Raw genomic sequence first — 7,264 nt, 5'->3', positions numbered from 1 at the left:
GTATCGTCGCATTGTCCGGGAACAACCGGAAAAATGTCGCGTAAATGTATCAGTTCCCTAATTATTGACTATGCAAACTCGCGATCGCACTTCAACTTCCACCACCGCAACTAACCCTAATATCACCGATAACCGCATTGCTACTGTCAAGCGTACTACCGGGGAAACTGATGTTTCTGTGACGGTGAATTTGGACGGTACAGGTAGCTGTGATGTGGCTACCGGAGTGCCTTTTTTAGACCATATGTTGCACCAAATTGCCTCCCACGGTTTATTAGATTTGGAGATTAAAGCCGTCGGAGATACTCATATTGACGATCATCATACTAATGAGGATGTGGGGATTACTTTGGGTCAGGCTTTGGCTAAGGCTACAGGCGATCGCAAAGGAATTGTCCGGTTTGGTCATTTTGTCGCCCCCCTTGATGAAGCCTTAGTCCAAGTATCCCTAGATTTTTCCGGTCGTCCTCACCTCAGTTATGGCTTGGAAATCCCCACTCTCCGGGTAGGAAACTATGATACCCAGTTAGTGCGCGAATTTTTTGTGGCTGTGGCTAATAACAGTTTGATGACCCTTCATATTCGCCAGTTGGACGGGATTAATTCTCACCATATTATTGAAGCCGCATTTAAAGCCTTTGCGCGATCGCTCAGAATGGCCCTAGAAATCGATCCACGTCGTGCGGGTACTATTCCCAGTTCCAAAGGCGTTTTATAACTCATCGAAAACTTGGGGTGGGAAGGCGACCCACCCTACACCAGGGAGAAACAGAAGGTCTACATTTGATACCTCAATAAATCAACGGCTTCTTGATATTGGGGGTCGGCTTCTGTTGCTAATTGCGATCGCATTAAATTAGGGCTTTTTACAATGCGATCGGGCTTAATTCCCTGTTTGTTAATATCAGTATGGTTAGGGGTTTCATAATGGGCGACTGTCACCGCTAACCCCGAACCATCAGACAAATCAAATAGGGATTGAATTAAGCCTTTCCCGAACGTTTTTTCACCCACTAATAAAGCGCGGTGGTTGTCCTGAAGCGCACCCGCTAGAATTTCGCTGGCGCTGGCTGTACCACCATTAACTAATACCACCAACGGCGCATCAGTTAAAGCCGATTTCGTAGAATCAAAACCTCCTAAAGACCCTCGCCTATCTACAGTATACACGATCGCACCTTGATTTAACCACAACCGAGCAATTTCTACCCCCGACTGTAGCAGTCCGCCCGGGTTATTTCGCAAATCCAAAATAAAACCCTTCGCCCCAGCATTGATCAGGTTATTAATCCCATTAGTCACCTCACTGGTCGCATTCGCGCTAAACTGTCGCAGGCGCAGATAACCAAAAGCCAGATTATCCTCAGTTTTTCTCAGTTCGTAAAAAACCGGATTTAGTGTAATGTAATCTCTTAGTAAGGTGAAATCCTTAGTTAACTGATTTTCGGCGGATTTTACAGTTAAAATTACCTCGGTTCCGGGGTTGCCTCGCATCTTCGCCGCCGCCTCATCCAAGGTCATATTATCAGTAGATAAACCATCAATTTTCAGAATGCGATCGCGCGGCTTAATCCCCGCATCATCAGCCGGAGAACCATCAAGGGGAGTCACCACCACCAGCGCTCCTGTCTCAGGATCCTTAGCAATTTGTAACCCCACTCCCGTCAATTCTCCAGAGGTACTAACTCGGAGACTGCGATATTGTTCCGGCCTCAATAATCGTGTAAACGGATCATCAAGACTCGCCAACATTTCCTCAATAGCCAGATAAGTTTCCTCCCGATTCCTGAGAGGTTTCTTAATTTGTTTTTCCCGCAATAACCACCAATTTTGATGATTAAAACTCTCATCAACATAGGCGCGGTTCACAATACTCCAACTCTCGCTCAGGAGTTTCTGTTCATCCGTCAGCGCCCAGGCGGGTCGCACAACTACTCCCCAGACTAGGATAATCGGTAGGAAGGCGGCGAGGACACAAGAAACCAGTCGTCTCGGCATAATGGCAAATTTTATGTTCTTTTCCAACATTGATGATGAGATGTTATCAATTTGATCAAATATAAATGATCCGAAACGCCGCCATATATGGCTATAATTGTTTCAGGCTGGGTAAGCTCACCCCCCCATGGAGGAACTGAAATTGACTGTAACTTCTCTTGAAAATCAAAACAAGTCCCCGTTCCAGTTTACCTTTCGATGGGCGGGGAGGAAGCCCTGGATATCATTATTGCTCCTGGGGGGATACTTAACCTTAACACCCCTACCCGCCCTAGCACAACAGCAACGCTACGGGGTCTATGTTTCAGGGGATAACCCCTTACTCCTGGAAATAGTCCAACAGGTACAACCAGGAGCCATAATTAAAAGATATGGCGATCGCATTGTAATTGATGCTGGCATTTATTTCAATCAGACCCAAGCCCAACAACTGGTATCCAGTCTCAGACAATGGGGAATTCAAGCCCAAATTACCGATTTCCGAAATACTCCCGAATTTCAGAACTCCATAAATGTCAGCCCCCTGGTAGTCCCCCCCCAGCGACGGTTAACCGCACCCATTCAAACCAATATTAGACCAAATCTTATTCGCCCCACCACTGACCTAGGACTTTATCAAGTTTACGTCAGACCTGGGGCAGCATCCCTAGACCAAGTGCGACAGGTATCTCCCAATGCACAAATTGTTCAATATCAGGGTGTCCCCGTAATTCAAGCCGGTAGTTTTGTCAACCTGTCCAACGCTGAACAACTGCTGAGTCAACTAATTCTCAGACGCATTCGAGGAGAAGTCATAGCCTCTCGCACACAATTGGAAATGTTACTCGGTTTACCTATTCATACCCCAACTCCTCTTCCTGCAGCGTCAGGTATTAACCTGGGACTAAGTGATACTGATGGCTATTTTGTATTAATTCCCACACCCGCCGCCGAACTGTCTAGGACTGCTGAAAATGCCATAGCTTTAGGTGTACCTCAAAATAGCATTATCATTCGCGACCACTTCGCTGACCCCTTGGTAGCCGTTGGACCTTTTGCCAATTTGGGACTCGCCCAAGAATGGGAAAATTATCTCACAGATTCGGGAATTGGCTCGGCTCAAATATATTTTGGCAGATAGTCCCTAAACCCTTAGCATGATTAATAATGGCAGGCACTCCTAATCGTTTCCAACTTATTCAACAGTTTGCTGTGACCGCTGCCCAAATGCAAGCCATAGAAACTCGCATTTTTGACGCGGGAATGCCTGTGGCAGCTTTAATGGAAAAGGTCGCCCTCAATATTACTCGCCACCTATTGTCGATTTTACACTCTGAGTATACCAGCACACCAGTAAACTTAATTGGGGTTTTGGTGGGACCGGGGCATAATGGGGGTGATGCGTTGGTGGTGGCGCGGGAATTATTATATCGCGGTTATCGCGTCCTGCTATATTCCCCCTTTAGCAAACACAAGCCACTCACCGCAGACCATTTTCGATATGCTGCTAGTTTGGGTATTGAAATTGTAGAGGCGATCGCACAATTAGCAGATTGTGATCTAATTATTGATGGGATGTTTGGCTTTGGCTTAGAACGTCCCATTCAGGGAGACTTAGCACAAATAGTCGAAACTGTCAATAGCTGGTGGAATAAGCCAGTTTTTAGCATTGATATCCCATCAGGTATCCATACTGACACAGGATTAGTCCTGGGAACAGCTATTAGAGCAACCAAAACTTTCTGTTTGGGGTTATGGAAATTAGCCTTTTTGCGGGAAGAAGCCTTACCATGGTTGGGAACTTCCGAGTTAATTGATTTTGATATCCCTGTAACTGATATTCATGCTGTCCTGGGGGTGTCTCCCGACCTAAGGCGACTAACTCCGGAATTGGCGAGATCTCATTTACCTATCCCCCTCCCTCAGAATACCCATAAGTATAAACAGGGGCATTTATTAATTATTGCCGGATCGCGTCGTTATACCGGGGCGGCGCTATTATCAGGTCTGGGGGCGCGGGCTAGTGGAGTGGGAATGCTATCAATAGCTGTCCCAGAGTCGATCAAACCCGTATTGAGTTTTCCACTACCGGAAGCCTTGATTATTGGTTGTCCAGAAACGGATAACGGTGCGATCGCCTCTATTGCTGACCATATAAACTTGGATAGTTATGATGCGATCGCCTGTGGTCCCGGTTTAACCGCTGACAATGTATCCGTCATTCAGACAGTATTAAATAGCCATAGACCCCTAGTTTTAGACGCTGATGGCCTGAACCTGTTAGCCAAACTAGACCCCGTGACTACCCTATCTAACCGTCAGGCTGCAACCATTCTCACCCCCCACCGTCGAGAGTTTAAACGCCTGTTTCCCCAGTTAAATCATGAATCACATACCTCTATCGAGGGGAGTAGGGAAGCAGCCCGTTTAACTGGCGCTGTCGTCATTTTAAAGGGCGCAAGAACCTGTATTGCTACCGCTGAGTCAGTAATCATTAACCCAGAAAGTACCCCAGCCCTAGCCCGTGGAGGCAGTGGCGACGTTCTCACTGGCTTGTTAGGGGGGATACTCGCTATTCAGTCTCTACGGTCACAGCCCCCAGAATTAAGCGCCCAAGTCGCTGTTTGGTGGCACTCACTCGCTGGTATAGTGGCAGCAAGCGATCGCACTGAATTGGGAGTTGATGCTTTCACCTTAACTCAGTATCTCAATTTAAAGCAGTTGTTAAGCCATTTCCCCCAGTTTACTCCTAATGGCAATATACCCAGATACAACAACTAACAAGTTAATTCGGGTTTGCCCCCCTACTCCCTATCTTTCCCTGTCTCCATAGGGCTATATAATTAGTTCCTTAACTTAAACTTAGCCAAATACGGGATAACTAATCATGAAAATTATCATACAACAGAACACCGTCTTAAAACAGAAACCTGTGCAAGCCCATGAACTAACTTCCGCCGATAAAATTTCTATCTATTCTGGCAACCAATACGAAATTACCGACTATAAAGCAGCCGGATATGGACACTTAGAAATTAAATTTAGACCTCCCCATCCTGGACAACGGGAAACCTGGTATATATTCGCCCCTCACGTTCAAATTATAGATGATAAAATAGGCAGCATTAATCAGCCGGTAAACATTAATACTCCCGCAGATATTAACAGCCCAGCCAGCAGTCCCAAACCAGCATCTACTGTTTCCAGTAGTTGGAAATGGCCGATGCGCGGCACTAGCATGGGACCCAGAACTGAGTTTGGTTATGCGAGGGGAAGACTTCATGCTGGGGTTGATATTGGCGGATATACTCCTGATGAATGTTATGCTGCTAGTAATGGGGTGGTGGAGTATGTTAAAAATAATACCAGCGGCGCAGATGGTCGGTCTATTCATATTCGCCGCCCTGATGGTTGGGAACACCGATATTTGCATTTACGGTCAATTAGAGTCAAGGTAAATGATAACGTTTCCCAAGGACAATTAATCGGTATTAGAGGCGGTTCTGGTTTTGGGTACGAAGGACGAGAAATTGATGGCGGCGGCTATTCTATCCATCTCCATTTTGAAATTCGCCGACCTGACGGAACTCCGGTAGACCCCCGCCTATTTCTTCCTAATGATGGTAGTGTCCCTATTGTCGGATGATCTACAAAGTGGCGGCGCGCGATCGCCATATTTCCTGTGGAAATTGGCCATTGACACCGTGCTTAGGCCTGAAGAAAATCTAGTAAAATTAGGCGGTGGGGTTCGCCGATCGCTTTCAACATTCCCGCTTGCTTAGAATAGGCTTGTCCGGCTATAATATCCGCACGGGTTACCAGTTCCATATCCCACCCCTCCCCTAAAATCAGTTGCTCAAGACCTACTTCTAAGGGTCCGTGAAATACATGGCGCACTACCTCTTCTGTCGCATAAGTGCCAAACTCATATAGGGAGGTCGGGACATAGCCAATTTCTTCGAGTAATTCCCTTTTCATGGTTTCTAGGGGGGTTTCCATTGGTTCTATATGACCGCCAAACATCCCCCAAACCCCAGGATAAACTATGGTGGGGATATCGTCCCTTAGCTGTAGGAGAATTTTGTCAGACTGGTACAAAATGGCGATCGCTACTTCTCGAGTAGATTTGTTCATAATCCGGTCCCCATGGCTTCTATGGTGTTTGGAGATTTTAGCCACTAGGCGGTCAAAGTACCAGTTAAGTCCCGGTGATACCAAGCTGTGAAGGCGGTTCAGTAGCGTCATTTCCATTCCCGGAGTGATTGCAAACTCCCCCTTTTCCAGACCTCGCACAATAGCCTCGGCGACATCTTCTGGTTTCCAAATTCCAGCCGTCGCGGTTATCTGTTGCGTTTCTGGCGGTTTAGTCAAGTTTTCTGTCCTCAGTTGTGGCGTATCTGTGTCGGGTGGGTATACTACCGCTATCTTTATCCCCAATGGCTTTAATTCGCCCCGTAAAGCCTCGGCTAACCCCCGTAAGGCAAATTTACTAGGAGAGTAGGCGGCATAGCCATACAGCCCGATTAAACCCGCCCCGGAGGAGATCAGAACTACTGTCCCTTTCCCCCGTTTCACCATCAGCGGAACTATTGCCTTTACTGAGTATAGCGCCCCAAAATAGTTCACTGACATTGTTTGTTCAAAGACTGTTATCGGTATTTCTAGGAAATAACCAGGATAAGCTATGCCCGCTGATGTCACCAATATATCCGGTGTACCTAGCCGATCGCATGAGTTCATCATAGCAGCTTCTATCTCCAGGCGATCGCTCACGTCCGCCGCCAAGGTTAACACCTCTCGCTCAGGGCACAACTTCTCTAGTTCCCTCGCCGCCTTTTCTAATTTTTCACCATCACGCGCAATTAGGGTAATATTCGCCCCTGTCTGAATCAGCAGTTTCGCTATCTCTAAGCCTATCCCACTAGAACCACCCGTGATTATCCCATGTTCTGCTTTCATCTTGAATCTATCCACAGAGGCGATCGCCAATTGACAACTCTCGGCAACTCATGGTAATATATAAGTATAAAGTTTACAATTGAAATCTATGCTTTTTTACAATTATAGTCAATATTTCCATTATCACATAGACTATCACGGGCGCGACCGAAAAGCAACCCCTCCCCCCAAAAAAAGGGATTTTTTTGACAAAACTTAACAAAACTTAACACAATGAGATTGATGGAAGGTGCGTCAGTCAGTCAGTGGCTGGGTGTTGATGTGGTGGTGTCCGAATGACACACCCTACCCTCTGGTTGGGGAATTTTTGGGGTTATAGGCGATCGCC

General features: G+C 46.6%; 6 protein-coding genes. 4 read left to right on the top strand and 2 right to left on the bottom strand.

The genetic code is table 11. The annotated features are described in order from the left end of the window. The first annotated feature begins 70 nt into the window (after positions 1 to 70). Positions 71 to 718: an imidazoleglycerol-phosphate dehydratase HisB gene (gene hisB, locus P5683_RS18390; RefSeq protein WP_006625270.1), complete on the top strand. Its 648-nt coding sequence runs from the start codon at positions 71 to 73 to the stop codon at positions 716 to 718. Positions 719 to 777: 59 nt separating this feature from the next. Here hisB and ctpA read toward each other — a convergent pair whose 3' ends face one another. Then, positions 778 to 1,998 (bottom strand): carboxyl-terminal processing protease CtpA, encoded by a 1,221-nt coding sequence (gene ctpA, locus P5683_RS18385; protein ID WP_187758576.1) that lies wholly within the window; start codon positions 1,996 to 1,998, stop codon positions 778 to 780. A 142-nt stretch (positions 1,999 to 2,140) separates the two neighbouring features. Here ctpA and P5683_RS18380 point away from each other — a divergent pair, with 142 nt between their 5' ends. From P5683_RS18380 to P5683_RS18370, 3 genes are all read left to right on the top strand, one after another. Next, the gene (locus tag P5683_RS18380; protein WP_231296372.1) at positions 2,141 to 3,118 is read left to right on the top strand and encodes a hypothetical protein; all 978 of its coding nucleotides are present in this window, start codon (positions 2,141 to 2,143) and stop codon (positions 3,116 to 3,118) included. A 26-nt stretch (positions 3,119 to 3,144) separates the two neighbouring features. Continuing rightward, positions 3,145 to 4,758, top strand: a complete 1,614-nt coding sequence (locus P5683_RS18375; RefSeq protein ID WP_315641953.1) for an NAD(P)H-hydrate dehydratase — start codon at positions 3,145 to 3,147, stop codon at positions 4,756 to 4,758. A 106-nt stretch (positions 4,759 to 4,864) separates the two neighbouring features. Beyond that, a complete protein-coding gene (locus tag P5683_RS18370; protein WP_006625266.1) occupies positions 4,865 to 5,623 on the top strand; it encodes a M23 family metallopeptidase in 759 nt (252 codons plus the stop codon). Between the two features lie 62 nt (positions 5,624 to 5,685). Here the strand turns inward: P5683_RS18370 and P5683_RS18365 are convergent, their stop codons facing one another. Then, on the bottom strand, positions 5,686 to 6,936 hold the full coding sequence (locus P5683_RS18365) for an SDR family NAD(P)-dependent oxidoreductase (RefSeq protein WP_008051320.1): 1,251 nt from the start codon (positions 6,934 to 6,936) through the stop codon (positions 5,686 to 5,688). Positions 6,937 to 7,264: the final 328 nt, after the last annotated feature.

The organism is Limnospira sp. PMC 1279.21 (genome assembly GCF_032349615.1).
Taxonomy (GTDB): domain Bacteria; phylum Cyanobacteriota; class Cyanobacteriia; order Cyanobacteriales; family Microcoleaceae; genus Limnospira; species Limnospira fusiformis.
The sequence above is the reverse complement of the archived record's forward strand: the minus strand, read 5'-3'. Positions and strand labels throughout refer to the sequence as shown.